18 protein-coding genes and 4 tRNA genes are annotated in these 25,979 nt (G+C 66.8%); 13 read left to right on the top strand and 9 right to left on the bottom strand.

Translation table 11 applies throughout. The features are described 5' to 3' along the window. The first annotated feature begins 18 nt into the window (after positions 1–18). From AC07Q9_RS11050 to AC07Q9_RS11040, 3 genes are all read left to right on the top strand, one after another. A complete protein-coding gene (locus AC07Q9_RS11050; protein WP_495309355.1) occupies positions 19–1,221 on the top strand; it encodes an efflux RND transporter periplasmic adaptor subunit in 1,203 nt (400 codons plus the stop codon). Continuing rightward, complete coding sequence (locus AC07Q9_RS11045; RefSeq protein WP_495309354.1) at positions 1,218–4,403, top strand: efflux RND transporter permease subunit; 3,186 nt, start codon at positions 1,218–1,220, stop codon at positions 4,401–4,403. The genes AC07Q9_RS11050 and AC07Q9_RS11045 overlap by 4 nt, the downstream gene beginning before the upstream one ends. 102 nt (positions 4,404–4,505) lie before the next feature. Continuing rightward, a tRNA-Leu gene (locus AC07Q9_RS11040) sits at positions 4,506–4,592 on the top strand. 85 nt (positions 4,593–4,677) lie between these two features. Here the strand turns inward: AC07Q9_RS11040 and AC07Q9_RS11035 are convergent. Then, entirely contained in the window at positions 4,678–5,661 is a 984-nt protein-coding gene (locus AC07Q9_RS11035) for a tetratricopeptide repeat protein (protein WP_495309353.1), read from the bottom strand. A gap of 266 nt (positions 5,662–5,927) precedes the next feature. On the opposite strand from AC07Q9_RS11035, the gene tig reads away from it, so the two are divergent. From tig to AC07Q9_RS10990, 9 genes are all read left to right on the top strand, one after another. Continuing rightward, positions 5,928–7,241, top strand: a complete 1,314-nt coding sequence (gene tig, locus AC07Q9_RS11030) for a trigger factor (protein ID WP_153284507.1) — start codon at positions 5,928–5,930, stop codon at positions 7,239–7,241. A 123-nt stretch (positions 7,242–7,364) separates the two neighbouring features. After that, positions 7,365–7,973 carry an ATP-dependent Clp endopeptidase proteolytic subunit ClpP gene (clpP, locus tag AC07Q9_RS11025; protein WP_495309351.1) on the top strand — a complete coding sequence of 203 codons (609 nt, stop codon included), beginning with the start codon at positions 7,365–7,367 and terminating at the stop codon, positions 7,971–7,973. Positions 7,974–8,083: 110 nt separating this feature from the next. Further along, positions 8,084–9,352, top strand: coding sequence for an ATP-dependent Clp protease ATP-binding subunit ClpX (clpX, locus tag AC07Q9_RS11020; protein ID WP_062475840.1), 1,269 nt, complete (start codon positions 8,084–8,086; stop codon positions 9,350–9,352). Between the two features lie 15 nt (positions 9,353–9,367). Beyond that, complete coding sequence (gene lon, locus AC07Q9_RS11015) at positions 9,368–11,809, top strand: endopeptidase La (protein WP_495309350.1); 2,442 nt, start codon at positions 9,368–9,370, stop codon at positions 11,807–11,809. Positions 11,810–11,870: 61 nt separating this feature from the next. Further along, positions 11,871–11,946, top strand: a tRNA-Gly gene (locus AC07Q9_RS11010). Between the two features lie 63 nt (positions 11,947–12,009). Beyond that, a tRNA-Cys gene (locus AC07Q9_RS11005) sits at positions 12,010–12,083 on the top strand. A gap of 98 nt (positions 12,084–12,181) precedes the next feature. Further along, positions 12,182–12,273 (top strand) — tRNA-Leu (locus AC07Q9_RS11000). Positions 12,274–12,296: 23 nt separating this feature from the next. After that, positions 12,297–12,935 carry a DUF6806 family protein gene (locus AC07Q9_RS10995; RefSeq protein WP_495309348.1) on the top strand — a complete coding sequence of 213 codons (639 nt, stop codon included), beginning with the start codon at positions 12,297–12,299 and terminating at the stop codon, positions 12,933–12,935. A gap of 30 nt (positions 12,936–12,965) precedes the next feature. Continuing rightward, positions 12,966–14,270, top strand: coding sequence for an MFS transporter (locus tag AC07Q9_RS10990; RefSeq protein ID WP_495309346.1), 1,305 nt, complete (start codon positions 12,966–12,968; stop codon positions 14,268–14,270). 10 nt (positions 14,271–14,280) lie between these two features. Here AC07Q9_RS10990 and AC07Q9_RS10985 read toward each other — a convergent pair whose 3' ends face one another. The 7 genes from AC07Q9_RS10985 to proV all read right to left on the bottom strand — a co-directional run bounded on the left by AC07Q9_RS10985 (position 14,281) and on the right by proV (position 23,326). Beyond that, positions 14,281–16,476 carry an Ig-like domain-containing domain gene (locus AC07Q9_RS10985; RefSeq protein WP_495309344.1) on the bottom strand — a complete coding sequence of 732 codons (2,196 nt, stop codon included), beginning with the start codon at positions 16,474–16,476 and terminating at the stop codon, positions 14,281–14,283. Positions 16,477–16,565: 89 nt separating this feature from the next. Continuing rightward, on the bottom strand, positions 16,566–17,354 hold the full coding sequence (locus AC07Q9_RS10980) for a PA3715 family protein (protein WP_495309343.1): 789 nt from the start codon (positions 17,352–17,354) through the stop codon (positions 16,566–16,568). 14 nt (positions 17,355–17,368) lie between these two features. After that, positions 17,369–18,181 (bottom strand): glutamate racemase, encoded by an 813-nt coding sequence (gene murI / locus AC07Q9_RS10975; RefSeq protein ID WP_495309341.1) that lies wholly within the window; start codon positions 18,179–18,181, stop codon positions 17,369–17,371. Further along, complete coding sequence (locus AC07Q9_RS10970; RefSeq protein WP_095947785.1) at positions 18,178–19,731, bottom strand: fumarate hydratase; 1,554 nt, start codon at positions 19,729–19,731, stop codon at positions 18,178–18,180. Before AC07Q9_RS10970 ends, murI begins: the two co-directional genes overlap by 4 nt. A 102-nt stretch (positions 19,732–19,833) precedes the next feature. Beyond that, on the bottom strand, positions 19,834–20,844 hold the full coding sequence (gene proX, locus AC07Q9_RS10965; RefSeq protein ID WP_495309339.1) for a glycine betaine/L-proline ABC transporter substrate-binding protein ProX: 1,011 nt from the start codon (positions 20,842–20,844) through the stop codon (positions 19,834–19,836). Between the two features lie 22 nt (positions 20,845–20,866). Next, the gene (gene proW / locus AC07Q9_RS10960) at positions 20,867–22,051 is read right to left on the bottom strand and encodes a glycine betaine/L-proline ABC transporter permease ProW (protein ID WP_495309337.1); all 1,185 of its coding nucleotides are present in this window, start codon (positions 22,049–22,051) and stop codon (positions 20,867–20,869) included. A gap of 21 nt (positions 22,052–22,072) precedes the next feature. After that, a complete protein-coding gene (proV, locus tag AC07Q9_RS10955; RefSeq protein ID WP_159271970.1) occupies positions 22,073–23,326 on the bottom strand; it encodes a glycine betaine/L-proline ABC transporter ATP-binding protein ProV in 1,254 nt (417 codons plus the stop codon). A 557-nt stretch (positions 23,327–23,883) separates the two neighbouring features. Here proV and fumC point away from each other — a divergent pair. After that, the gene (fumC, locus tag AC07Q9_RS10950) at positions 23,884–25,281 is read left to right on the top strand and encodes a class II fumarate hydratase (protein ID WP_495309334.1); all 1,398 of its coding nucleotides are present in this window, start codon (positions 23,884–23,886) and stop codon (positions 25,279–25,281) included. 64 nt (positions 25,282–25,345) lie between these two features. On the opposite strand, the gene AC07Q9_RS10945 is transcribed toward fumC, so the two are convergent. Next, entirely contained in the window at positions 25,346–25,963 is a 618-nt protein-coding gene (locus AC07Q9_RS10945; protein WP_495309332.1) for an NAD(P)-dependent oxidoreductase, read from the bottom strand. Positions 25,964–25,979: the final 16 nt, after the last annotated feature.

Here is a 25,979-nt window from a genome sequence, read left to right as displayed (position 1 = left end):
TCTCTTCTTGGGTGTCTCATGACCGCCTCCGCCGCCTCACTCCGTGCCCGCAGCGCCGCCTGGCTGCTGCTTCCTGCCATCTTTCTGGCCGGCTGTTCGCCGAAACCACCTGCCCAGGAGCCCGTGAGGGCGGTCAAGTTCGTGACCGTCGGCACCAGCGACTACGACGCCCAGCCCGAGTTCTCGGCCGAGGTGCGGGCCCGGGTCGAATCGCGCTTGGGCTTCCGGGTGGCGGGCAAGATCACCAAGCGCCAGGCCGAACTCGGCCAGCACGTGCAGGCCGGCCAAGTGCTGGCGCAGCTTGATCCGCAGGACTACCGCCTGGCCGCCGAGGCCGCCCGGGCCCAGCAGGCCGCCGCGCAGACCAACCGCGACCTCGCAGCCGCCGACCTGAAGCGCTACACCGAGCTGCGCTCGCAGAACTTCATCAGCGGCGCCGAACTGGAACGCCGCGAAACCACCTGGAAGGCCGCGCAGGCCCAGCTTGAACAGGCGCAGGCGCAACTCGCCTCGCAAGGCAACCAGGCCAGCTACACGACGCTGGTGGCCGACGTGGCGGGCATCATCACCGCCATCGAGGCCGAGCCGGGGCAGGTGGTGCAGGCCGGCACGCCGGTCGTGCGCATCGCCCAGGACGGCGCGCGCGACGTGGTGTTCGCGGTGCCTGAAGACCGCGCCACGCTGATCAAGCCTGGCTCGCCGGTCGCGGTGCGCGGCTGGTCCGGCGGCGAGGTGCTGCAGGGCAAGGTGCGCGAGGTGGCGGCCAGTGCCGATGCGGTCACGCGCACTTATTCGGTCAAGGTGTCGATCGACGCCGCGACCTCGCCGGCGCTCGGCGCCACGGTCTACGCCAGGCCGCAGGCGCTGGCGCGCACCGACGTCGCGGTGATCAAGCTGCCGACCAGCGCGCTGCGCCAGGAAGGCAAGGGCTCGGCGGTCTGGGTGCTCGACAAGGACAGCATGACCGTGCGCTCGCAGCCGGTGCAGGTGGTCACGGCCGACGGCAATGAAGCGGTGATCGGTTCGGGCCTGGCGCCCGGCATGATGGTCGTGGCCGCGGGCGTGCACGTGCTGTCGCCGGGGCAGAAGGTCACCATCTACCAGTCGAAGGAGGCCATGGCGGCCGCCGCCAATGGCCAGCAACAGGCGCAGGCGAAGCAGCAGGCCGTCGAGGCCGTGGCCGCGACCAAGAAGGAGATCGCAACGGGTGCCGCCAAATGACGGAAGGCCCTGCAACCCCTGAGACTCCCGGACACAAGCCCGCCGGCTTCAATCTTTCCAAATGGGCGCTGGACCACGCGCCCCTCACGCGCTACCTGATGGTGGTGCTGATGGTGCTGGGCGCGTTCGCGTACTTCCAACTCGGCCAGGACGAAGACCCGCCGTTCACCTTCCGTGCCATGGTGGTGCGCACCTACTGGCCCGGCGCCACCGCGCAACAGGTGGCCGAGCAGGTCACCGACAAGCTGGAGCGCACGCTGCAGGAAGCGCCGTACGCCGACAAGATCCGCAGCTATTCCAAGCCGGGCGAGTCGCAGATCATTTTCCAGATCAAGGACTCGTCGAAGGCCACCGAGGTGGCCAACGTCTGGTACACGGTGCGCAAGAAGATCGGCGACATGCGCGGGACCTTGCCCGCGGGTGTGCAGGGGCCGTTCTTCAATGACGACTTCGGCGACGTCTACGGCGTGATCTACGCGCTGGAGAGCGAAGGCTTCAGCTATGCCGAGCTCAAGACGCTGGCCGACGACGTGCGCCAGCAGCTGCTGCGCGTGAAGGACGTGGCCAAGGTCGACCAGTTCGGCGTGCAGGACGAAAAGGTCTTCATCGAGATCTCGCAGAAGCGCCTGGCCCAGCTGGGGCTCGACTTCAACGCCGTGCTGGCCCAGCTCGGCTCGCAGAACGCGGTCGAAAGCGCCGGCACGATCCAGTCGCCGCTGGACGTGGTGCAGGTGCGCGTGGGCGGCCAGTTCACCAGCGTGGAGCAACTGCGCGAGATGCCGATCCGCGGCAGCTCGGGCAACCAGATCAAGCTCGGCGACATCGCCGAGATCCGTCGCGGCTACGTCGATCCGCCGGCCGTCAAGGTGCACCACCAGGGCAAGGAAGTGATCGCGCTGGGTGTGTCGATGGCCAAGGGCGGCGACATCATCGCGCTGGGCAAGGCGCTCAAGGCCACCACCGCCACCATCGACCAGCGCCTGCCGGCCGGCGTGAAGCTGGCGCAGGTGCAGGACCAGCCGGTGTCGGTGGCCAGCTCGGTCAACGAGTTCGTCGGCGTGCTCATCGAGGCCGTGGCCATCGTGCTGGCCGTGAGCATCATCGCGCTCGGCCTGCACAAGGGCGGGCGCTTCGGCTGGTACATCGACATGCGCCCGGGGCTGGTGGTGGCCATCACCATTCCGCTGGTGCTGGCCGTGACCTTCCTGGCCATGAACTACTTCGGCATCGGGCTGCACAAGATATCGCTGGGGTCGCTGATCATCGCGCTGGGCCTCCTGGTCGACGACGCGATCATCGCCGTGGAGATGATGGTGCGGAAGATGGAGGAGGGCTACGACAAGGTCCGCGCCGCCACCTTCGCCTACGACGTCACGGCCAAGCCGATGCTCACGGGCACGCTCATCACGGCGGCGGGTTTCCTGCCGATCGGCATCGCCAAGTCGGTGACGGGCGAATACACCTTCGCGATCTTCGCGGTGACGGTGATTGCGCTGGTGCTGTCGTGGATCGTGTCGGTGTACTTCGTGCCGTACCTGGGCACGCTGCTGCTCAAGGTGAAGCCGCACGACCCCGATGCGCCGCCGCACGAGCTGTTCGACACGCCGTTCTACAACGGCTTCCGTCGCGCGGTGAACTGGTGCGTGCAGCACCGCTGGCTGACCATCGGCGCCACCGTGCTGATCTTCGCGCTCGGCATCGTCGGCATGGGCAAGGTGCAGCAGCAGTTCTTCCCCGATTCGAGCCGGCCCGAGATCATGGTGGACATCTGGTTCCCCGAAGGCACCTCGTTCGCCGCCAACGAAGAAGTGGCCAAGCGCGTCGAGCAGCGCGTGATGAAGGAAGAGGGCGTGAAGACCGTGAGCACCTGGATCGGCTCCGGCGTGCCGCGCTTCTACCTGCCGCTGGACCAGGTGTTTCCGCAGACCAACGTGTCGCAGCTCATCGTGCTGGCCAGGGACCTGAAGGTGCGCGAAACGCTGCGCCTGCGCCTGCCCGCCTTGCTGGCCGAGGAATTCCCCGAGGTGCGCGGCCGCGTGAAGCTGCTGCCCAACGGCCCGCCGGTGCCGTACCCGGTGCAGTTCCGCGTGATCGGCACCGAGCCCGCCCAGTTGCGCGCCCGCGCCGACGAGGTGAAGGCCGTGTTGCGCGAGAGCCCCAACATGCGCGGCGTGAACGACAACTGGAACGAGTCGGTCAAGGTGATCCGCCTCGAAATCGACCAGGCCAAGGCGCGTGCGCTCGGCGTGACCAGCCAGGCCATCGCCCAGGCCTCGCGCACCATGTTCAGCGGCACCACGGTCGGCCAGTACCGCGAGAACGACCTGCTGATCGACATCGTGCTGCGCCAGTCGGCCGACGAGCGCGAGGCCATCTCGGACATCGGCAACGCCTACATCCCGACGACCACGGGCCGTTCGATCCCGCTCACGCAGATCGCCCGCCCGGTGTTCACCTGGGAACCCGGCGTGATGTGGCGCGAGAACCGCGACTACGCCATCACCGTGCAGGGCGACGTGGTGGAAGGCCTGCAGGGCGCCACCGTGACTGAACAGCTGCTGCCCAAGCTGCGCGAGCTCGAAGCCGGCTGGCATGCGGCCGGGCAGGGCGGCTACCGCATCGAGGTGGCAGGCGCCGTGGAGGAAAGCTCCAAGGGCTCGGCCTCCATCGTGGCGGGCGTGCCGATCATGCTGTTCCTGGTGTTCACGCTGCTGATGCTGCAGCTGCACAGCTTCAGCCGCTCGCTGCTGGTGTTCATCACCGGCCCCATGGGCATCGCCGGCGTGGCCGCCGCGCTGCTGCTGCTGAACCGGCCCTTCGGCTTCGTGGCGCTGCTCGGCGTGATCGCGCTGATGGGCATGATCCAGCGCAACGCCGTGATCCTGATCGACCAGATCGAGAGCGACCGCGCGGCCGGCGTGCCGGCCTGGGACGCGATCGTCGAGTCGGCCGTGCGGCGCCTGCGCCCCATCGTGCTGACCGCCGCGGCGGCGGTGCTGGCGATGATTCCGCTGTCGCGCAGCGTGTTCTGGGGACCGATGGCCGTGGCCATCATGGGCGGGCTGATCGTGGCCACCGTGCTGACGCTGCTGGCGCTGCCGGCGATGTATGCCGCGGCCTTCCGCATCAAGCGGGAGCCGGCGGAGTCGGAGGCGCCGAAAGGCACCCCCATTCATGTTTAAAATCGAAAGCTGACCGATTTCAAGCGGATGGTCTTTGGCCCGAGGGATTCCCGAGGTGCCGGAAGGCCGTCCGCTTTTGCATTCACCTGAAAGATTGGCATCGCGCGGGTGGCGAAATTGGTAGACGCACCAGGTTTAGGTCCTGACGTTCGCAAGAACGTGCCGGTTCGAGTCCGGCCCCGCGCACCAGCCCTGCTATGTAGCCCGTTCTATCGAGCAGTGACGAAGCCCCGTTTCGCAAGGAACGGGGCTTTTTCTTTGGCCGTCGTTCGCTTCACCAGTCGCTGCTGCTGCCACTGCTGTCGCTGCTTGAACTGTCAGAGCTGCTACTGCTGCTGCTCGCGTCGTCCCACGAACTCGTGTCCTTGATGCCGAAGTTGTCGTCCACGAAGCTGCGGTCCGGCTCGGGGGCGGAAGAAGGCCAGAGGCTGCGGCCGATGTCGGCGTTGTGGCTGCGGCTGCCGTGGTGGTTATTGAAGATGTTGATCGTGCTGCCGCGGTGGTCGTCCGACCGGTCGTGCAGCAGGTGGTGCAGCAGTTCGCCCGCGACCGCCGCGCCGACGCCGACTGCGGCGCCGGTCGCCAGTGCGCTGCCGATGCCCAAGTCCTGGCTGGGCGGTGGCGCGGGCGGAAATCTTCCGTCGCTGTTCGCTGCTGCGTAGCCCATCGACGAGTCGCTCGTGGGCCGGGAGAACCGGGGCGCCGGCGCGGCGGCGGGGAAGGTCGCGGCGCGCGAACGCCGCTGGAAGAAAACGTAGGCCGCGACGATTAGCGCGACGACGCCGATGGGGCCCCAGGGGATCGAGCCGGTGGGCGGAAAGGAGTCGACCGGCGCGGGCGACACGGCGGGCGCCAGCGCGCTGACGGGGCTGGGCGCGGGTGGCGGCTCGGGCGTGATCTCCACCGGCTTTTCGAGCTTGCGTTCGAGCTTGGCGACCGACTCGGCTTTCGCGAAGGAGAGCTCCGGCGAGATGTCCCTGGCCCGGTCCAGCGCCTCGCGCGCGTCGTCGAGCTTGTTCTCCATGGCGAGGAGTTCCGCGTGGACGTAGTGGGCCTTCGCGCTGTTGGGGTGGCTCTTCAGCACCTTGGCGATCATCGCGTTGGCTTCCGCCATCCGGCCGTTGCTCGCAGCCTGGTGGATCTGCTGGATCGTCGGCTCCTTCGCCGCGGGTGCGGCCGTCTTGGCCTGCGAAGGCGAAGCAATGCCAAATGCAAGAACCAGGGTGAAGGCGAGGACGGCGAACAGTCGCTGAAGCATGGAAGGTCCCTGTGGGCGGTGGCAAATCGCCCGCCACTTTAAAGGGGAATTCGTCGCCGGAGCCGGGGGCAGGGCGCAATCCGCGCGCACGGGCGTTCGCATCGGCGAGAGCGGGTGTTTTCCGCCGATTAGAATCGCGGGTTGCCCAGTTTTGCAGGCGGCACGTGTGTGCCTCCGCATAAATCCCGCGAGCGCGTGTAAGTCCTTGATCTGTATTGATTAAAAGATGCAGGCCCGCGCACCAGCCCCCTTACCAGGAAGACATCATGACCGTGAACGTTGAAACTCTCGAGAAGCTCGAACGCAAGATCACGCTGACCCTGCCGGTCGGCACCATCCAGAACGAAGTCGATTCGCGCCTCAAGAAGCTCGCGCGCACCGTCAAGATGGACGGCTTCCGTCCCGGCAAGGTGCCGATGAACGTCGTGGCCCAGCGCTACGGCTACTCGGTGCACTACGAAGTCATGAACGACAAGGTCGGCGAGGCCTTCTCGCAAGCCGCGAACGAAGCCAAGCTGCGTGTCGCCGGCCAGCCCCGCATCACCGAGAAGGAAGAGTCGCCCGAAGGCCAGCTCGCCTTCGACGCGGTCTTCGAAGTGTTCCCCGAAGTCAAGATCAACGACCTGTCGGGCGCTGAAGTCGAGAAGCTGTCGGCCGAAGTCGGCGACGAAGCCATCGACAAGACCCTGGACATCCTGCGCAAGCAGCGCCGCACCTTCGCCCAGCGCGCGCAAGACGCCGTGGCCGAAGACAACGACCGCGTGACGGTCGACTTCGAAGGCAAGATCGACGGCGAGCCCTTCCAGGGCGGCAAGGCCGAAGACTTCCAGTTCGTCGTCGGCGAAGGCCAGATGCTCAAGGAATTCGAAGACGCCGTGCGCGGCATGAAGTCCGGCGACAGCCGCACCTTCCCGCTGTCGTTCCCGGCCGACTACCACGGCAAGGACGTGGCCGGCAAGCAAGCCGACTTCATGGTCACCGTGAAGAAGATCGAAGCGTCGCACCTGCCCGAAGTCAACGAACAGCTGGCCAAGTCGCTCGGCATCGCCGAAGCCACCGTGGAAGGCCTGCGTGCCGACATCAAGCGCAACCTCGAGCGCGAAGTGAAGTTCCGCCTGCTGGCCCGCAACAAGAACGCCGTGATGGACGCCCTGGTGGCCAACGCCGAGCTCGACCTGCCGAACGCCAGCGTGCAGTCGGAAGTCGCCCGCATGATCGAAGGCGCCCGCGCCGAGCTCAAGCAGCGCGGCATCAAGGACGCCGACAAGGCCCCGATCCCCGAAGAAGTGTTCCGCCCGCAAGCCGAGCGCCGCGTGCGCCTGGGCCTGGTGGTGGCCGAGCTGGTGCGTGCCAATGAACTGCAGGCCAAGCCCGAGCAGATCAAGGCCCACATCGACGAGCTGGCCGCCAGCTACGAGAAGCCGCAAGACGTCGTGCGCTGGTACTTCAGCGACAACAACCGCCTGGCGGAAGTCGAAGCCGTGGTCATCGAGAACAACGTGACCGACTTCGTGCTGGGCAAGGCCAAGGTCAACGAAAAGTCGGTGTCGTTCGACGAACTGATGGCACAGCAGCAATAAGCTGGTTTCCGTCGCTGCATGCAGCAACGCCGATGGGGCTTGTGCTTTGCGGCACGAGCCCCATTTCACTCAGGCGTACAGTTCAATCAGAGCGAACGAATCCATTTTCCGGAGAGCAAATTCATGAGCGCACAGGAAATTCAAGGCCTCGGCATGATCCCGATGGTCGTCGAGCAGTCGGGCCGCGGCGAGCGGTCGTATGACATCTACTCGCGTCTCCTCAAGGAGCGCATCATCTTCCTGGTGGGCGAGGTCAACGACCAGACCGCCAACCTCGTGGTGGCCCAGCTGCTGTTCCTCGAGAGCGAAAACCCGGACAAGGACATTTCGTTCTACATCAACTCCCCGGGCGGCAGCGTGAGCGCCGGCATGGCGATCTACGACACGATGCAGTTCATCAAGCCGTCGGTGTCGACCATGTGCCTGGGCTTCGCAGCCAGCATGGGCGCCTTCCTGCTGGCAGCCGGCGAGAAGGGCAAGCGTTTCTCGCTGCCTAACTCGAAGATCATGATCCACCAGGTGCTGGGCGGCGCACGCGGCCAGGCCACCGACATCGAAATCCATGCACGCGACATCCTGCGCACCAAGGACCAGATGAACCGCATCTTGGCCGAACGCACCGGCCAGCCGCTGGAAAAGGTCAAGTCGGACACCGAGCGCGACTACTTCCTGACCGCCGACGAGGCCAGGGATTACGGCCTGGTCGACCAGGTCGTCTCCCAGCGCGGTTAAAGCCGCCCGGCGCCGCGGGCGCCAGAATGGCAAAAACGGCGTTTCCCACACGGGAAACGCCGTTTTTGTTTAGTTATCATTGTCCATACCCTGTCACGAGGCAAAAGTCCATGGCCGAAAAAAAAGGCACCTCCAGCGAAAAAACGCTTTATTGCTCGTTCTGCGGCAAGAGCCAGCATGAGGTCAAGAAGCTGATCGCGGGCCCTTCGGTCTTCATCTGCGACGAATGCATCGACCTGTGCAACGAGATCATCCGTGACGAGCTGCCGGCCGGTGAGGAGGCGCGCGACGCGCGCAGCGACCTGCCCACGCCGCTGGAGATCAAGACCAACCTCGACAACTACGTGATCGGCCAGGAGCCGGCCAAGCGCATGCTGTCGGTGGCGGTCTACAACCACTACAAGCGCCTGCGCCACAAGGAAAAGAACACCAAGGGCGACGAGGTCGAGCTCAGCAAGAGCAACATCCTCTTGATCGGCCCCACGGGTTCGGGCAAGACGCTGCTGGCGCAAACACTCGCGCGCATGCTCGACGTGCCCTTCGTGATGGCCGACGCCACCACGCTGACCGAAGCCGGCTACGTGGGCGAAGACGTCGAGAACATCATCCAGAAGCTGCTGCAAAGCTGCAACTACGAGGTCGAGCGCGCCCAGCGCGGCATCGTCTACATCGACGAAATCGACAAGATCTCGCGCAAGTCCGACAACCCCTCGATCACGCGCGACGTGTCGGGCGAGGGCGTGCAGCAGGCGTTGCTGAAGCTCATCGAAGGCACCATGGCCAGCGTGCCGCCCCAGGGCGGGCGCAAGCACCCGAACCAGGACTTTCTGCAGATCGACACGACCAACATCCTGTTCATCTGCGGCGGTGCCTTTGCCGGCCTTGAGAAGGTCATCGAAAACCGCACCGAGGCCTCGGGTATCGGCTTCGGCGCCGCGGTCAAGAGCAAGGCCCAGCGCAGCATCACCGAGGTGTTCCGCGAAGTCGAGCCCGAAGACCTGATCAAGTTCGGCCTGATCCCCGAACTCGTGGGCCGCATGCCCGTGGTCGCCTCGCTGGCCGAGCTGAGCGAAGACGCGCTGGTGCAGATCCTGACCGAGCCCAAGAATGCGGTGGTGAAGCAGTTCACCAAGCTGCTGCAGATGGAAGGCGTGGACCTCGAAATCCGTCCCGCGGCGCTCAAGGCGATCGCACGCAAGGCCCTGGCCCGCAAGACCGGCGCGCGTGGCCTGCGCTCGATCCTTGAACAGTCGCTGATCGACACCATGTTCGAATTGCCGAACGCGACCAATGTCGACAAGGTGGTGGTCGAGGAATCGACCATCGACGAAAACAAGCCCCCGCTGCTCGTGTACCGCGAAACGGCGAAAAAGGCCTAAAGGACAAGGACGCTCATGTCTGGTCATACCCCATTGCCCCCCGAAGCCCTCGACCTGCCGCTGCTGCCGCTGCGCGACGTCGTGGTGTTTCCCCACATGGTGATCCCGCTCTTCGTGGGTCGCCCGAAGAGCATCAAGGCGCTCGAGCTGGCGATGGAGGCCGAGCGCCGCATCATGCTGGTGGCCCAGAAGGCCGCCGCCAAGGACGAGCCCTCGGTCGAGGACATGTTCGAGGTCGGCTGCGTCTCGACCATCCTGCAGATGCTCAAGCTGCCTGACGGCACCGTGAAGGTGCTGGTCGAAGGCCAGCAGCGCGCGCGCGTCAACCGCATCGATGACGGCGAAACCCATTTCTCGGCCAACGTGACGCCCGTCGAGGCGCCCGAAGGCGGCGAGAAGGGCACCGAGGTCGAGGCGCTGCGCCGCGCGGTGATGCAGCAGTTCGACCAGTACGTCAAACTGAACAAGAAGATCCCGCCCGAGATCCTGACCTCGATCTCGAGCATCGACGACGCCGGCCGCCTGGCCGACACCATCGCCGCCCACCTGCCGCTCAAGCTGGACAACAAGCAGGCCGTGCTCGACCTGGACGACGTCAAGGCGCGCCTGGAAAACCTGTTCGGCCAGCTCGAGCGCGAAGTCGACATCCTGAACGTCGACAAGAAGATCCGTGGCCGCGTGAAGCGCCAGATGGAGAAGAACCAGCGCGACTTCTACCTCAACGAGCAGGTCAAGGCCATCCAGAAGGAGCTCGGCGAAGGCGAAGAGGGCGCGGACATCGAGGAGATCGAGAAGAAGATCAAGCTCGCCAAGATGTCCAAGGAAGGCCTGAAGAAGGCCGAGGGCGAGCTCAAGAAGCTCAAGCTCATGTCGCCCATGTCGGCCGAAGCCACGGTGGTGCGCAACTACATCGACGTGCTCATCGGCCTGCCGTGGAGCAAGAAGACCAAGATCAAGCACGACCTGGCCAATGCCGAAGCCGTGCTCAATGCCGACCACTACGGCCTCGAGAAGGTCAAGGACCGCATCCTTGAATATCTTGCGGTGCAGCAACGCGTCGACAAGGTGAAGGCACCCATCCTGTGCCTCGTGGGCCCGCCGGGTGTCGGCAAGACCTCGCTGGGGCAGTCGATCGCGAAGGCGACCGGCCGCAAGTACACCCGCATGGCGCTGGGCGGCATGCGCGATGAAGCCGAGATCCGCGGTCACCGCCGCACCTATATCGGCGCGCTGCCGGGCAAGGTGCTGCAGGGGCTGAGCAAGATCGGCACGCGCAATCCGCTGTTCCTGCTCGACGAGATCGACAAGCTGGGCACGGACTTCCGCGGCGACCCGTCGAGCGCGCTGCTCGAAGTGCTCGACCCGGAGCAGAACCACACCTTCGGCGACCACTACGTGGAAGTCGACTTCGACCTGAGCGACGTCATGTTCGTCGCCACCTCGAACTCGATGAACATCCCGCCGGCGCTGCTGGACCGCATGGAAGTCATTCGCCTCTCGGGCTACACCGAGGACGAGAAGACCAACATCGCGATCAAGTACCTGCTGCCCAAGCAGTTGAAGAACAACGGCGTGAAGGACGACGAACTGGCCGTCACCGAATCCGCCGTGCGCGACATCGTGCGCTACTACACGCGGGAAGCCGGCGTGCGTTCGCTGGAGCGCGAGCTGTCCAAGATCTGCCGCAAGGTGGTGAAGGGCCTGCTGCTCAAGCAACTGACGCCCAAGGTCACGGTCGACAGCGAGAACCTCAACGAGTTCCTCGGCGTGCGCAAGTACAGCTTCGGCCTGGCCGAGAAGCAGAACCAGGTCGGCCAGGTGGTCGGCCTTGCCTGGACCGAGGTCGGCGGCGATTTGCTGACGATCGAAGCGGTCACCATGCCCGGCAAGGGCGTGATCAGCCGCACGGGTTCGCTCGGCGACGTGATGAAGGAGTCGGTCGAGGCTGCACGCACCGTGGTGCGCAGCCGCTCGCGCCGCCTGGGCATCAAGGACGAGGTGTTCGAGAAGCGCGACATCCACATCCATGTGCCCGACGGCGCCACGCCCAAGGACGGCCCGAGCGCGGGTGCGGCGATGACGACCGCCTTCGTGTCGGCGCTCACCGGCATCCCGGTGCGTGCCGACGTCGCGATGACCGGCGAGATCACGCTGCGCGGCGAGGTCACGGCCATCGGCGGCCTGAAGGAAAAGCTGCTGGCCGCACTGCGCGGCGGCATCAAGACCGTGCTGATCCCCGAAGAGAACGCCAAGGATCTGCAGGACATTCCCGAGAACGTGAAGAACGGCCTCGAGATCGTGCCGGTGAAGTGGATCGACAAGGTGCTCGAGATCGCGCTCGAGAAGATGCCTGAGCCGTTGTCCGACGAAGAGGTGGCCGCATCGGCTGCTGCAGTGGCCGAACTGGCCAAGCAGCGGGCGGGCGCGCCGGCTTCCGAAGGCTCGGTCAAGCATTGATCGATTGATTGCAGAACTTGTGAAGCCTCAAAAAACTGGTATATAATTTGAGGCTCGAAACGCGGGAATAGCTCAGTTGGTAGAGCGCAACCTTGCCAAGGTTGAGGTCGAGAGTTCGAGACTCTTTTCCCGCTCCAGTTTTGAAAAAGGGAAGCAAGCAGCTTCCCTTTTTTTCGCAGTTCGATTTCGTTATTCAGCGTGGCGCGATAGCAAAGCGGTTATGCAACGGATTGCAAATCCGTCTAGCCCGGTTCGACTCCGGGTCGCGCCTCCACTCTCTCATCAAGACCGATCGGCTCCGATACGCAAGCCCCGCCAACCGACGTTGCCGGGGCTTGTTTCATTTGGGTTATCGTCGATGTTCAACCTGTGGCCCGGATGGTGAAATTGGTAGACACATCGGACTTAAAATCCGCCGCTTCCTTGATCGGGGCATACGGGTTCGACCCCCGTTCCGGGTACCACCATATTTACAAGGGAGTATTTGATGCCTCGCTACAACGCTCCATTTGAGATCCATGTGCATGGCGATGTGCCGCTGCGCGCGGACGCGAGCTTCGAGCAAATCCAGGAGGCGCTGAAGCCGCTCTGGAAATACGCGGGCGCCAAATCGCTGGCCGACGGTGCCACCAGCACCTACGAAGAAGAACCGGGCATTCGCTTCGAGCAAAAGGATCACACGCTGCAGATCTGCTGGACCGTGCCCGGCGACGAAGACTTCCGTCAGGCGCTCGACGAGATGTGCATGGCCCTGAACGAACTCTCCGAACGCGGCGCCGCCATTGAAGTCACCTTCTACGACACCGATTTCGACGAAGAAGAGGGCGACCCCGACGAAGAGTCGCGTGACGACTTCCTGATGCTGTTCGTGGGCCCCAATCCGGCCGCGATCATGCAGGTGCAGCGCGACCTGCTGGTCGAAGACGTGGTCAACCTCATGGAACGCCACTTCGACGGTGCCGAGCTGGGCGGCGTGGTCGCCGAGATCGATCGCCTCTTCAGCGACCGTTTCGACGCGCTCGTGAACTCGCTCGAAATCGGCAAGCGCCCGCGCGGTGCCGGTGGGGCCGGCGGCGGCAGCGGTGGTGGTCACGGCGGTGGCCGTCGTCCGCGCCACCTGCACTGATCCTTCACCCCGTCCGGTCCTAAAGGCCGCATGGCCCTGTTCCCAGCCTCCGCGTTGCGCCCCGGCGTGCGCAAGCGCGAGGTGTTCGGCTGGGCGATGTACGACTTCGCGAACTCGGGCTACACCACGGTCGTGATCACGGCGGTGTTCGCCGCCTACTTCGTCGGCGGCATCGCCAAGGGGGCGCCATGGGCCACCTTCGCGTGGACCGCGGCCCTCAGCACCTCGTACGCGATCGTGATGTTCACGATGCCCGCCATCGGCGCCTGGGCCGACCTGCGCGCCGCCAAGAAGCGCGTGCTGGTCATGACGACCGCGGGCTGCGTGCTCGCCACCGCGGCGCTCGCGCTCACGCCGGGCTTCGCGGGCGGGGTGATGGGCGTCGCGCTCGCGGTGGCGCTGGTGATTGTCTCCAACGCGTTCTACTCCTACGGCGAGTCGCTGACCGGCGCCTTCCTGCCGGAACTGGCGACGGCGGAAGGCATGGGCAAGGTGAGCGGCTGGGGCTGGGCCTTCGGCTATGTCGGCGGCATGCTGGCGCTGGGGTTGTGCCTGGCGTACGTGCTGTGGTCGCAGGCGCGCGGGTTGCCGGCGGCGCACTTCGTGCCGGTCACGATGCTGATCACCGCGGCGATCTACGGCGTGGCCGCCTGCGTCACCTTCGCGCTGCTGCCTGAACGCGCCGTGCCGCAGGCCAGTCGCGGCCAGGACAGCGCCTGGCGGCAATTGCGCGCCACGTTCCAGCAGGCCCGTGCCTACCGCGACTTCATGTGGCTGCTGGTCTGCACTGTCTGCTACCAGGGCGGCGTGGCGGTCGCGATCACGCTGGCCGCGATCTACGCCGAGCAGGTGATCGGCTTCGTCGCGAGCGAGACGATGGTGCTGATCTTCGTGCTCAACGTCGCGGCCGCGCTCGGCGCCTTCGCCTTCGGCTATGTGCAGGACCGCATCGGCCACAAGGTGTCGCTGGCCGCCACGCTGCTCGCGTGGATCGCGGTGTGCGTGATTGCAGCATGGGTCACGACCAAGGGCGGCTTCTGGTGGGCCGCCGCCATCGCGGGGCTGGCGATGGGCTCGAGCCAGTCGGCCGGGCGTGCGATGACGGGCTACCTTGCGCCGCCGCAGCAGCTGGCCGAGTTCTTCGGCCTCTGGACCTTCGCCACGCGCCTGGCCAGCATCATCGGCCCGCTGAGCTTCGGCGCCATCACCTGGGCCACCGGCGGCAACCAGCGCATCGCGATCCTCTCGACGGCCGTGCTGTTCATCGGCGGGCTGTTGCTGCTGCTGCCGATCGACATGCAGCGCGGCCGAAGAGCCGCGCTGCAGGCTAGCTGATCCACGACGCTCAGGGCAGCTTGTCGCCGAACAGGCTGTCGCGCGTCAGCGGGTAGCCGGCTTCCGGCGCATAGCGCTGGACCCAGTTCGCCGGGTTCTTCACACGCGCCGCGAAGGCCGCCAGGTCCGAGCGGTCGAGCGAGCCGATGTAGATCGAGTTGGTCTGGTTGAGCGGATCGACCGTGAAGCTGAACGCCGTGCCGGCCGTCGTGAGTGCATCGGGAATGCTGCCTGCCTTGCCGCCGAGCGTGATGCTTGCGAGGTAGTTGCCGACCGAGGTGATCTCTCCAGCCTTGCCTTCGCCCAGGCCCTTGATGGTGCCGCCCGCGATGGCGTAGATGGTTTCCGATTTGCCGATGCCGCCCGGCGAGCCGAGCGTGAAGCCCTTGTCCGCGATCGGACTGCCCACGACATCCGTCTGAATGGTCACGATGGTGCCGGCCGGCAGGTTCTGGTTCGCGGTCCAGAAGTAGGCCGTTTCCTTGGTGTTGCCGATGAATTCGGCCGTGCCGTCGCCGCGGTCGCGATCCGTGAACAGCACCTGCGTCCCACCGTTCACCGCCTTCAGCAGCACGAAGGCATAGGCGTCGGGAGCTTCGGCGTTGGCGGCCATGAAGAGCAGGTCGCCGGCCGCCAGTGGCGTGGGCACGCCGGCCGTCGTGAAGCCCAGCGTCGTCGTGTCGTTGATGCCGACGAAGGCGTTGCCGGCGGCGTCGGTGATGGCGTCGGCATCGACCGTGACGTAGTAGCCGGCGTTCATCGCAAGCTTGGCCGTGGGCACCAGCGTCAGCACGTTGAACGCCACCTGCACGCGCGCGGCGGGGCTGTTGGCGTGGAAGGTCTCGACCACTGCGCCGTCGGCCGCATGCAGCGCGATGCGCCCGGACCCCAGGCGCACCGCCTCGTTGAACGACAGGACGATCGAGGTGTCGAGGTTGACGCCCACGCGGCCGGCCGGCGGCGACGCCTTCTGCAGCTTCGGCGCGGCCGTGTCGACCCACGGCGCGCCCAGGCGCACGACGAAGCCGTCGAACTTCTGCTCGGCGGCGGGCAGGTCCTTCGAGGCCGTCTTGCCGTCCCACTTGGTGTCGCCGTTGTCCAGCAGCAGCTGCACCTGCGTGCCGGCCTTCACCGGGCCCGGCACTTCGACGACCGATTCGAAGCTGCCGCCCGTGGCCTTGCGCAGCGCGTCGAGGTCGTTCGACAGTTCGACCGGTGCGCTGTTGGGGTTGCCGTCCCAGGCGAACAGCGCGAAATTGCGGTCGACCTCCGGCACCGCGGCGCCCGCCGGGCCCGCGACGATCAGGTAGTTGCCGTCGGTGCCCTTGTCGATCGAGCGGATGCCGCGGCCGCCCAACTCCAGTTCGATGGGCGCGCCGAAGACGGCTTGCGTGGCGGTGCCGGCCATCAGCGCGGCGTAGTTTTGCAGCGGCACGATCAGCGCCTTGGCGCGCACCGAGGCGCCGGTCTGCGGCGCACGGAAACCCAGCCACAGGGCGGCGTCGCCCGGCGCGCTGGTCAGGCCTTCGATCGAGAAGCCGTCGACGCGCTCCGGCACGACGCCGGCGGCGGCCGACACGGCAAAGCCGAAGTGGTCGGCGCCGAGCCCGTGGGCGTTGCCTTTGTCCCAGGCGATGAGCTGCGCTTCGAGCAGAGGGAACTGGCCCACGTAGTCGAAGGTGGTGGCTGCGCCGGTGCCGCTGACTTTCACCGCGAAGAGGTGCGAGCGGTCGGCCGCCGCGTCGCCGCCGTCTTTCTTGTTGCTGTTGGAGCCGGTGAAGTACAGCGTGTCGCCGATGCGCGTGCCGGCCTCGAGGTCGAGCTCCTTCGCGAGCTTCGGGCCTTCGAGCTTGTAGCTCCACTCCTTCACCGCGGCGCCGCCGGCGCGCGGGTACACGCGCAGCACGTTCGACTCGTCGTCCGCCACCAGCATGAAGTCGCCGGGCAGGGCGAGGGCGGTCGATGCGTCGGACGAGCCTTCGGTGGTGCCTGCGTTGGGCGTGAACTGCGCCTTCGACACGAGCTGGTCGGGCTCGGGCTGCACCACGGCGGGCGGCGTGGTCGGCGGCGGGTTGGCGACCGGCGGGAAGAACCCGCTGAAGCCGCCGCCGTCACCGCCGCCGCAGGCAGCCAGCAGGATCGAGAGGGTGCCGGCGAGCAGCATGGGGCGGAAGGGAATGCGGGTCGGGTGGGAAAGCGAACTCATGGTGCGTGGCCGTTCTTTGGAACAAACCGCGCATGCTGTTGCTTTCGTATGACGGGTCCGTGAATGACCCGCCGGGTTTCAAGTGCGCCTCAGGGCGTCTGCTGCAGCGACTTGGGCGCCTTGTAGCGCTCGCCGTCGTAGCGCAGCGTCACGGTGCTGAACTTCGCGGGCAGCGCTTTCTCGACGCAGCCCTGGTCTTCCTGTTCCTGCGCGCGGCTTTGCACCAGCGTGCGCGACAGTTGCAGGTCGGCCAAGCCGTTGCTCGTGGTGCGGGCGACCGACAGCATGGTGCGCAGCTTCTCGAAGTGGCCGGTGCAGGTGGCGTCCCAGCCGCCGTTGTCGTGGTCGAGCTCGATCTCCTGCAGCACCTGGCGCAGCTTGTTGCCGTGCTGCACGTACAGGCGCACGGTCTCGCTGGCCTGCGGGCCCGAGGTCGTGCTGTTGCCGCGGTAGCGCACGCGCAGGCCGAAGGCGCGCGTGTCGGGCGACAGCACATAGCGCGAGGTGTCGACGCGGATTTCCTGGATCGAGGTGGTGGCGTCTTCGTCGAGCGCCTCGGGCAGGAAGATCCGCCCGATCACCGTGTCGCGGTCGGTGTTGCCGTTGTCGGGCCGCTGGATCAGCAGCAGCGCGAGGTCGAAGACCTTGGCGCCCTTGTCCGTGGTCTCGCGCGGCATGGGCAGCACCACGATGCTGCGGCCGGGAAACGCCGGCCAGACCTTGCAGGCGGCCAGCCGCTCGTCGAGCGGCTGCTTCGGATAGAGCTTGGCGTGCATGCGCGCGGCCAGCCCGCTTTCGCAGGCGGCGTGGCCCAGGCCGGCGACCGAGGCCAGGCCCAGCAGGACCAGTGCATGACGCAGGAAGAAGAGGGCGCGCATTGCCAATCGTGAGGTCAGGCGGCGTTTGCCGCAGGCACTGCAGCGCTTTGCGAACGTGCGGGAAGCCAACGTGTGGCAGCGGCTTCGAGCACGGTCAAGGCGCCGCTGCTCTCGAGCACCAGCCCGCCTTCGCCGTTGTCATCTGCCAGCCGGCCGAGCGATGTCAGCACGCGGCGCGTCTGCTGCGCGACCGGTGCGCCGGTGTCGATGAAGCGCAGCGTCGGCGGTGCGTGGCGCTGCAGTTCGTCTTTCACGAGCGGATAGTGCGTGCAACCGAGCACCACGGTGTCGACCTCGCCTGGCCCGTCGCCGAAGGGGCCTGCTTCCGACATGTAGCGCTTGCACAGCGCGGCGATGCCGGGGTTGTCGAAGCCTTCGATGGCCTTCACGAGGCCGTCGCACGGCACGGGCCGCACGGTCGTCGCGCCTGCGAAGGAATCGCGCAGCGCCGCATACCGGGCGCTGGCCAGCGTGCCGCGCGTGGCCAGCACCGCGATGTGGCCCGTGCGGCTCGTCGCCACGGCGGGCTTGAGCGCCGGCTCCAGGCCCACGATGGGCAGCGAGGGAAATTCGGCGCGCAGCACGTGGATCGCCGCCGTGGTGGCCGTGTTGCAGGCCACCACCAGCGCCTTGATGTCGTGCGCACGCAGCAGGTGTTCGACCACCTGGCGCGAGTGCGCGATGACGTAGGCGTCGCCGCGCTCGCCATACGGCGCGTTCGCGGTGTCGGCGAAGTAGATGAAGCGTTCCGTCGGCAGCTCGGCCTGCAGCGCGGCGAGCGTGCTCAGCCCCCCGACGCCGCTGTCGAACACGCCGACCGGGTTCAAGCGACTTCCAGCGGAATGGTCTTGAACTCGCCGCTGGCGATGCGCTTTTGCCACTCGGCCGGGCCGGTGATGTGCGCGCTGGTGCCGCCGGCATCGACCGCCACGGTCACGGGCATGTCGACCACGTCGAATTCGTAGATGGCTTCCATGCCCAGGTCCGCAAAGCCCACCACCTTGGCGGTCTTGATGGCCTTGCTCACGAGGTAGGCGGCGCCGCCCACGGCCATGAGGTAGGCGCTCTTGTGCTTCTTGATCGCCTCGATGGCAACCGGGCCGCGCTCGGCCTTGCCGATCATGGCGATCAGGCCGGTCTGGGCCAGCATCATCTCGGTGAAACCGTCCATGCGTGTGGCGGTGGTCGGGCCGGCAGGGCCCACGGCTTCGTTGCCGACCGGATCGACCGGGCCGACGTAGTAGATGACGCGGTTCGTGAAATCGACCGGCAGCTTCTCGCCCTTGGCCAGCATGTCCTGGATGCGCTTGTGCGCCGCATCGCGGCCGGTGAGCATCTTGCCGTTCAGCAGGATCGTGTCGCCCGGCTTCCAGCTGGCGACTTCAGCGGGCGTGAGCTTGTTCAGGTCGACGCGCTTGCTCTTCTTTTCGTCGGGCGCCCAGTTCACGTCGGGCCACAGGTCCAGCGACGGCGGATCGAGGTAGACCGGGCCGCTGCCGTCCATCACGAAGTGCGCGTGGCGCGTGGCCGCGCAGTTGGGGATCATCGCCACGGGCTTGCTGGCCGCGTGCGTGGGGTACATCTGGATCTTGACGTCGAGCACGGTGGCCAGGCCGCCCAGGCCCTGCGCGCCGATGCCCAGGGCATTGACCTTCTCGAACAGTTCGAGGCGCAGCGCCTCGACCTTGCTGAGCTCGGCGCCCGAGGCGGCCTTGGCCTGCAGCTCGTGCATGTCCAGGTCGTCCATCAGGCTTTCCTTGGCCATCAGCGCGGCCTTCTCGGCGGTGCCGCCGATGCCGATGCCCAGCATGCCCGGCGGGCACCAGCCGGCGCCCATGGTCGGCACGGTCTTGAGCACCCAGTCGACCACGCTGTCGCCGGGGTTCAGCATGACCAGCTTGCTCTTGTTCTCGCTGCCGCCGCCCTTGGCGGCCACCGTCACCTCGACGGTGTTGCCGGGCACGATCTCGGTGAAGATCACCGCGGGCGTGTTGTCCTTGGTGTTCTTGCGATCGAACTGCGGGTCGCCCACGACCGAGGCGCGCAGCGTGTTGTCGGGGTGGTTGTAGCCGCGGCGCACGCCTTCGTTGATGGCGTCGTCCAGCGAACCGGTGAAGCCGCCCCAGCGCACATCCATGCCCACCTTGAGGAACACGTTGACGATGCCGGTGTCCTGGCAGATCGGGCGGTGGCCCGTGGCGCTCATCTTGCTGTTGGTCAGGATCTGCGCAATGGCGTCCTTGGCGGCGGGACTCTGCTCGCGTTCGTAGGCCTTGGCCAGATGGGCAATGTAGTCCGCGGGGTGGTAGTAGCTGATGTACTGGAGCGCGGCGCTGATCGATTCGATCAGGTCGGCCTGCTGGATCGTGGTCGTCATGGTGGGGATCTTCTTGGAGGGGGAACGCCCTCGATTATCTCAGCCACCAATACCGCAGGCCGGCGCCGGGCGAAAGGGCGCCGGCGCGGGTGTGAGTCGGTGTTACCGGGCGGCGGTGCGCGCCTGCGCAATCCACTCGTCGAACGTCGCCTGGTGCACCCGAATCCACCCGTCGGTGTGGCGCGTCACGTCCTGCATGCTGTTCGCACCTTCGCTCATGCGCAGGTTCTGCGCGTTGATGTCGCTGATCGGCAGCTTCATCACCTCGAACAGGCGGCCGGCGGCGGGGTTCTTCTCGATGAAGGCCCGGTTGGCGACGATGCGCTGCTCGTTGGCCAGGAAGCCGTAGTTGCGGCCGTTGGGCAAGCGGGTGTCGACCTGTGCACCGGCCTGCGCGGGCGAGAAGGGCACCTGCAGCCAGACCACGTCGGCGCCCGGGCGCAGCACGGCGCTGACCCAGTACGGCGTCCAGGTGTAGTAAAGGATCGGCTTGTCCTGCTTGAAGCGCGCGATGGTGTCGGCCATGAGCGCCGCGTAGCTGCCCTGCTTGTGGGTCACGCTGTCGCGCAGCTGGTAGGCGTTCAGGTGGTTCTCGATGGCCAGTTCGCAGCCCCAGCCGGGGTTGCAGCCGGTGAGGTCGGCCTTGCCGTCGCCGTCGGCATCGAACAGCTTCGCGATGGCCGGGTCCTTCAACTGCGCGAGGTTCGTGATGTTGTATTGCTCGGCGGTCTTGCGGTCGATCAGGTAGCCCTGCACCGCGCCGTCGGAGTACGTGCCCTGGCGCCACAGCTTGGCGTCGCCGCCGCTGTTCTTGTAGAAGTCGGCGTGCAGCAGGCTCCAGTGGTTGGCCATGAAGGTGGCGTCGCCGTTGGCAATGGCCAGGTGCTCGGTGGCGGGCTCCAGGTCTTTCATCGGCTCGACGGTGTAGCCGAGCTTCTCGAGCGCGCGCATCACCAGCAGCGTCTGGAAGGCTTCCTCGGCGAGCGAGCTTTTCAGCGGCTGCACGGTGATGCCCTGGCCGGGCAGGTCGTTGGCGGCCTGTGCGGTCGCTCCGAAGGCGACGAAGCCCAGCGCCAGGAGGCTGCGGGCGAAGAAGAGGCGGGTGGTCTTCATGCGTGGTTGTCCTCCGTGACGGTCAGTGCGCTGGCGTGGAAAGGGCGGGCACGGCGTCGTCGGCGTGCGAGCCGCGCGAGGGCGTGCCGACAAGGCGCTGCAGCGTGCGCAGCGCAAGGCCGGCCGGTCCCGTGTACCACCAGCGATGGCCGGCGCTGCGGCGCGATTTGCCCATGGCCTGCGTCAGGCGGTCCAGCGTGATCGCCAGCAGCACGATGCCCAGGCCGCCGACGGTGGCCAGGCCCATGTCGAGCCGGCCGATGCCGCGCAACACCATCTGGCCCAGGCCTCCCACGGCAATCATCGAAGCGATCACCACCATCGACAGCGACAGCATCAGCGCCTGGTTGATGCCGGCCATGATCGACGGCATGGCCAGCGGCAGCTTCACCTTCACGAGCATCTGCCAGGGCGAGGCGCCGTAGGCGCGCGCGGCCTCGATGAGGTCGGGCCGCACCTGGCGCAGGCCCAGGTTGGTCAGGCGCACCAGCGGGGCGAGCGCGAAGACGATGGTCACGATCACGCCCGGCACGTTGCCGATGCCGAACAGCATCACCACCGGCACGAGGTACACGAAGGCCGGCGTGGTCTGCATGGCGTCGAGCACCGGGCGCATCACGCGCTGGGCCCGGTCGTTGCTGGCCAGCAGCACGCCCAGCGGCAGGCCGATGACCATGCAGAACACCAGTGACGTCAGCACCAAAGACAGCGTGACCATGGCCTCGGGCCAGATGCCGAGCATGGTCACCAGCATCAGCGACACGACGGTGCCGATGGCCAGCGCGCGGCCGGCGAACTGCCAGGCGAGCAGGCCGATGAGCGCGATCATCGGCAGCGCGGGCAGGGCAGTGAGCAGGCCCTGCACCGAGTTGAGCGTGCTGTCGATGGGCAGGCGCACGGTCTGGAAAAAGGGGCGGAAGTGTTCGACGACCCAGCCCAGGCCCTGGTTGATCCAGGCCTCGACGGGCAGCGAGCCGTCCCACAGGCGGTGCAGCGCGAAGCCGTTGGTGGCGGTGTCGGCCTGCCCCGCGAGGGCGTGCGCGGTGTTCGCCGGCGCGTCGAGCCAGGCGCTGGCGGTCGAGGTGTCAGGTGCGGCCGAGATCGCTTCCCACGGATCGAGGGCAACAGGGGGCGCGGCGGGCGTGTCCAGGACGGGGGTGTCCAGCAGGGGCGCGTTCAGGTCGGAAGGCAATGTGGTGTCGTTCATCGTTCAAGGTCCTTCGTGAATTCAGTGCGGCTCGGCGGCGAGTGCGGGCGCGGCGTGCGGCGAGACGGGTTCGATCGGCGGCGTGTCGCGGTCGAGGAACTTGAGCAGCGTCGTCTTGCTGATCGCGCCGCAGAAGCGGCCGTCGACGGCCACGACCGGCAGGGCGCACGGCGCCTGCGCGAGCTGGCCGATCAGGCCGGCCACGGGGGCTTCGGCGTCGATGCGCGGCAGGTCCTCGAGGAAGGCGTGCTGCAACCCGAGCGGGCCCGAATGCCCGTCGAGCGCACCGCGCAGCGTGTCGGCCGACACCACGCCCAGGAAGCGCTTGGTCGGGCTGGTCACGTAGGCGAAGTCGCGGTCCTGGTCTTCGAGCAGCTTGAGCGCCGCGCGCGCGCCGCGCTCGGGGTGCTCGCACACCACGGTGAGCGACTTGCGCGCGATGTCGGCCGCCTTGAACACCGCCGCCGCGTCCACGCCGCGCACGAAGCTGCGCACGTAGTCGTCGGCCGGGGTGCGCAGGATCTCGTCGGGCGTGCCGACCTGGATCACGTGGCCGTCCTTCATGATCGCGATGCGGTCGCCGATGCGCATGGCTTCGTCCAGGTCGTGCGAGATGAAGACGATGGTGCGCCGCTGCACCTGCTGCAGCCGCAGCAGCTCCGACTGCATCTCGGTGCGGATGATCGGGTCGAGCGCCGAGAAGGCCTCGTCCATCAGCAGGATCGACGGGTCGGACGCCAGCGCGCGCGCCAGGCCCACGCGCTGCTGCATGCCGCCCGAGAGCTCGTCGGGGTAGCTGTCGCCCCAGCCCGAGAGGCCCACCTGCGCCAACGCGAGGTCGGCCTGCGCGAGGCGGTCTTTCTTGCGCGTGCCCGACAGCTCCAGGCCGAAGGCGGTGTTCTCGCGCACCGTCATATGTGGCATCAGCGCGAACGACTGGAACACCATGCTGATGTCCTTGCGGCGCAGTGCGCGCAGCTTGCTGTCGGAGTGCTCGTTGATGTCGGCGCCGTCGATCACGATGCGCCCGGCGGTCGGCTCGATGAGCCGGTTCAACAGGCGCACCAGCGTCGACTTGCCCGAGCCCGACAGGCCCATGATCACGAAGATCTCGCCGGCCTGGATCTCGAAGGTGGCATCGAACACGCCGATCGACTGGCCGGTCTTCGCCAGGATTTCCTTCTTGGAAAAACCTTGGCGGACCAGCTCGAGGGCTTGTTCGGGCGAGTCGCCGAACACCTTGAAGACATGGTCGATGAGAATTCCTTTGGCCATATGCCGGGGCTCCTTGAGTGAAGGGTGGACACAGCACCGCCCCGGAGGGCGGCAACGGCCACGCCATCAGCCCGATGAGGGAGCTGCCCGACAGCGCGCATGAAGATTGCGCATGCGCATGCAATGGCCCGGCGAGCCCCGAGGGCTGCCGACAGGCACTGAAGACGACTTGGCGACGAAGCCAGTGCCCGCCGGATGCTTCATTCGCAGACAACGGGCCTGGTCGAGGGGCGCCGCCTGGATGAGCGTGACGTGGCAATGGGGCCGGAAAAAAGATCCGGCCGGTTTGCCGGGCTGGGCCCGGCGTGAAGGGCCTTGCACCGCGACGGGATTCGCAGATCCGCGAGTAGTGCAAGGGTGACCAACATGACTTGTTGGTCGTCGGAAGCCGCTAATTATAACTTTTTGGCATGACGCGAGTCAACCCGCAGGCGTATCGTGTCTGTGGGACCCGGGCGAAAGGCCTCGTCAGATGCGAGCCATTCTTATCGAGACCATACTCGGCATCGCGCCCGATAAGCGGCGCAACCATCCAAGACTGCGGAGCCATTTTTCTCATGACGACTTCTCCCAAGACCCGTGCCGAGCGCGACACCTTCGGCCCGATCGACGTGCCGGCCGACAAGCTGTGGGGCGCGCAAACGCAGCGCTCGCTGCAGAACTTCGACATCTCCGGCGAACAGCAGCCGCGCGAGATCATCAAGGCGCTGGCCCAGGTCAAGCGCGCATCGGCGGTGGTCAACCACGCGCTGGGCCTGCAGGACGAGAAGAAGACGAATGCCATCGTGGCCGCGGCCGACGAGGTCATTGCCGGCAAGCACCCGGGCGAGTTCCCGCTGGTGGTCTGGCAGACCGGCTCGGGCACGCAGAGCAACATGAACGTCAACGAGGTGCTGGCCAACCGCGCCAGCGAACTGCTCGGCGGCGAGCGCGGGGAAGGGCGCCTGGTGCACCCGAATGACGACGTGAACCGCAGCCAGTCGAGCAACGACGTGTTCCCCACTGCCATGCACGTGGCGGCCGTGGAGGCCATCACGCACAAGCTGCTGCCCGCCATCGCCAAGCTGCGCGGCACGCTGGCGAAGAAGGCCGGAGACTTCGCCGACATCGTGAAGATCGGCCGCACCCACCTGCAGGACGCCACGCCGCTCACGCTGGGCCAGGAGTTCTCGGGCTACGTGGCGCAGCTGGCGCACGGCGAGGCGCACGTGCGCGCCGCGCTGCCGCACCTGTGCGAACTGGCGCTGGGCGGCACGGCCGTCGGCACCGGACTCAACGCGCCCAAGGGTTACGCGGAGCAGGTCGCCGCCGAACTCTCGAAGCTCACGAGCCTGCCGTTCGTGACCGCGCCGAACAAGTTCGAGGCCATGGCCAGCGTCGATGCGCTGGTGCATGCCCACGGCGCGCTCAAGACGCTCGCCGCCAGCATGAACAAGATCGCCAACGACGTGCGCTGGCTCGCGAGCGGCCCGCGCAGCGGCATCGGCGAACTGAGCATTCCCGAGAACGAGCCCGGCTCGTCGATCATGCCGGGCAAGGTCAACCCGACCCAGAGCGAGGCCGTGACGATGCTGGCCGCGCAGGTGTTCGGCAACGACGTGGCCATCAACATCGGCGGCGCCTCGGGCAACTTCGAGCTGAACGTGTTCCGCCCGATGGTGGCGCACAACTTCCTGCAGAGCGTGCGCCTGCTGGCCGACGGCATGGTGAGCTTCAACGACCACTGCGCCGTGGGCATCGAGCCGAACCGCGAACGCATCACGGAGCTGGTGCAGCGCTCGCTGATGCTGGTGACGGCGCTGAACACGCACATCGGCTACGACAAATCGGCCTACATTGCGAAGAAGGCGCACAAGGAAGGCACGAGCCTGCGCGAAGCGGCGATTGCGTCGGGGCACCTGACGGCCGAGCAGTTCGACCAGTGGGTGGTGCCGGAGAACATGACGGGCCGTTGATCCGCTCCGCAGCCCCCATGAAAAAAGGACCCGCGAGGGTCCTTTTTCGTTGCCGGTCGGTCGATCAGTAGCCGATCGTGTAGCGCTGGCGCGAGTGCGCGGGCTTCTCGAGCTCGTCGATGAACGCGATCGCGTAGTCCTCGAACGTGATCCAGCTGCGGCCTTCGGCGCTCACGAGCAGGTCGTCCTTGCCGAGGCGGAACTTGCCGGTGCGCTCGCCTTCGACGAATTCGGCGGAGGGCGACAGGAAGGTCCAGTCGAGGTTCTTCTCGCTGCGCAGTGCGTCCAGGAACACGCCGCCGGCCGTGGCTTCGGCGCGGTAGGCATCGGGGAAGTTCGGCGTGTCGATCACTTTCAGGCCGGGCGCTGCGAACAGGCTGCCGGCGCCGCCGACCACCAGCAGGCGCTTCACGCCCGCGCGCTTCACCGGCTCGATGACGGCTGCGGGCGGCACCGTGGCGAAGTGCGCGGCGCTGAACACGGCGTCATGGCCGGCCACGGCCTTTTCGAGGGCAGCGGCGTCGAGCGCGTCGACATCGACGGTCTTGACGTTGGCACGGCCTGCCAGCTTGGCGCTGGCATGGCGGGCGATGGCCGTCACGGTGTGGCCGCGGCGCAGCGCTTCTTCGAGAAGGCGACCGCCGGCACGTCCGGTGGCGCCGAGGATGGCGATGTGGCTCATGAGGGACTCCAGTCAA

The organism is Variovorax sp. GW821-FHT09A10 (assembly GCF_059418385.1).
Note: the sequence above shows the minus strand (reverse complement) of the source record. Positions and strands in the feature narration are given on the sequence as shown.

Bases quoted from the DNA above. Each gene is read 5' to 3' on its own strand.
- proV (WP_159271970.1), bottom strand. From the start codon at position 23,326: ATGGCCAAAGGAATTCTCATCGACCATGTCTTCAAGGTGTTCGGCGAC.
- fumC (WP_495309334.1), top strand. From the start codon at position 23,884: ATGACGACTTCTCCCAAGACCCGTGCCGAGCGCGACACCTTCGGCCCG.
- AC07Q9_RS10945 (WP_495309332.1), bottom strand. From the start codon at position 25,963: ATGAGCCACATCGCCATCCTCGGCGCCACCGGACGTGCCGGCGGTCGC.
- AC07Q9_RS11045 (WP_495309354.1), top strand. From the start codon at position 1,218: ATGACGGAAGGCCCTGCAACCCCTGAGACTCCCGGACACAAGCCCGCC.
- AC07Q9_RS11050 (WP_495309355.1), top strand. From the start codon at position 19: ATGACCGCCTCCGCCGCCTCACTCCGTGCCCGCAGCGCCGCCTGGCTG.
- lon (WP_495309350.1), top strand. From the start codon at position 9,368: ATGTCTGGTCATACCCCATTGCCCCCCGAAGCCCTCGACCTGCCGCTG.
- tig (WP_153284507.1), top strand. From the start codon at position 5,928: ATGACCGTGAACGTTGAAACTCTCGAGAAGCTCGAACGCAAGATCACG.
- AC07Q9_RS10970 (WP_095947785.1), bottom strand. From the start codon at position 19,731: ATGACGACCACGATCCAGCAGGCCGACCTGATCGAATCGATCAGCGCC.
- AC07Q9_RS10985 (WP_495309344.1), bottom strand. From the start codon at position 16,476: ATGAGTTCGCTTTCCCACCCGACCCGCATTCCCTTCCGCCCCATGCTG.
- clpP (WP_495309351.1), top strand. From the start codon at position 7,365: ATGAGCGCACAGGAAATTCAAGGCCTCGGCATGATCCCGATGGTCGTC.
- AC07Q9_RS10990 (WP_495309346.1), top strand. From the start codon at position 12,966: ATGGCCCTGTTCCCAGCCTCCGCGTTGCGCCCCGGCGTGCGCAAGCGC.
- AC07Q9_RS11035 (WP_495309353.1), bottom strand. From the start codon at position 5,661: ATGCTTCAGCGACTGTTCGCCGTCCTCGCCTTCACCCTGGTTCTTGCA.
- AC07Q9_RS10995 (WP_495309348.1), top strand. From the start codon at position 12,297: ATGCCTCGCTACAACGCTCCATTTGAGATCCATGTGCATGGCGATGTG.
- proX (WP_495309339.1), bottom strand. From the start codon at position 20,844: ATGAAGACCACCCGCCTCTTCTTCGCCCGCAGCCTCCTGGCGCTGGGC.
- clpX (WP_062475840.1), top strand. From the start codon at position 8,084: ATGGCCGAAAAAAAAGGCACCTCCAGCGAAAAAACGCTTTATTGCTCG.
- AC07Q9_RS10980 (WP_495309343.1), bottom strand. From the start codon at position 17,354: ATGCGCGCCCTCTTCTTCCTGCGTCATGCACTGGTCCTGCTGGGCCTG.
- proW (WP_495309337.1), bottom strand. From the start codon at position 22,051: ATGAACGACACCACATTGCCTTCCGACCTGAACGCGCCCCTGCTGGAC.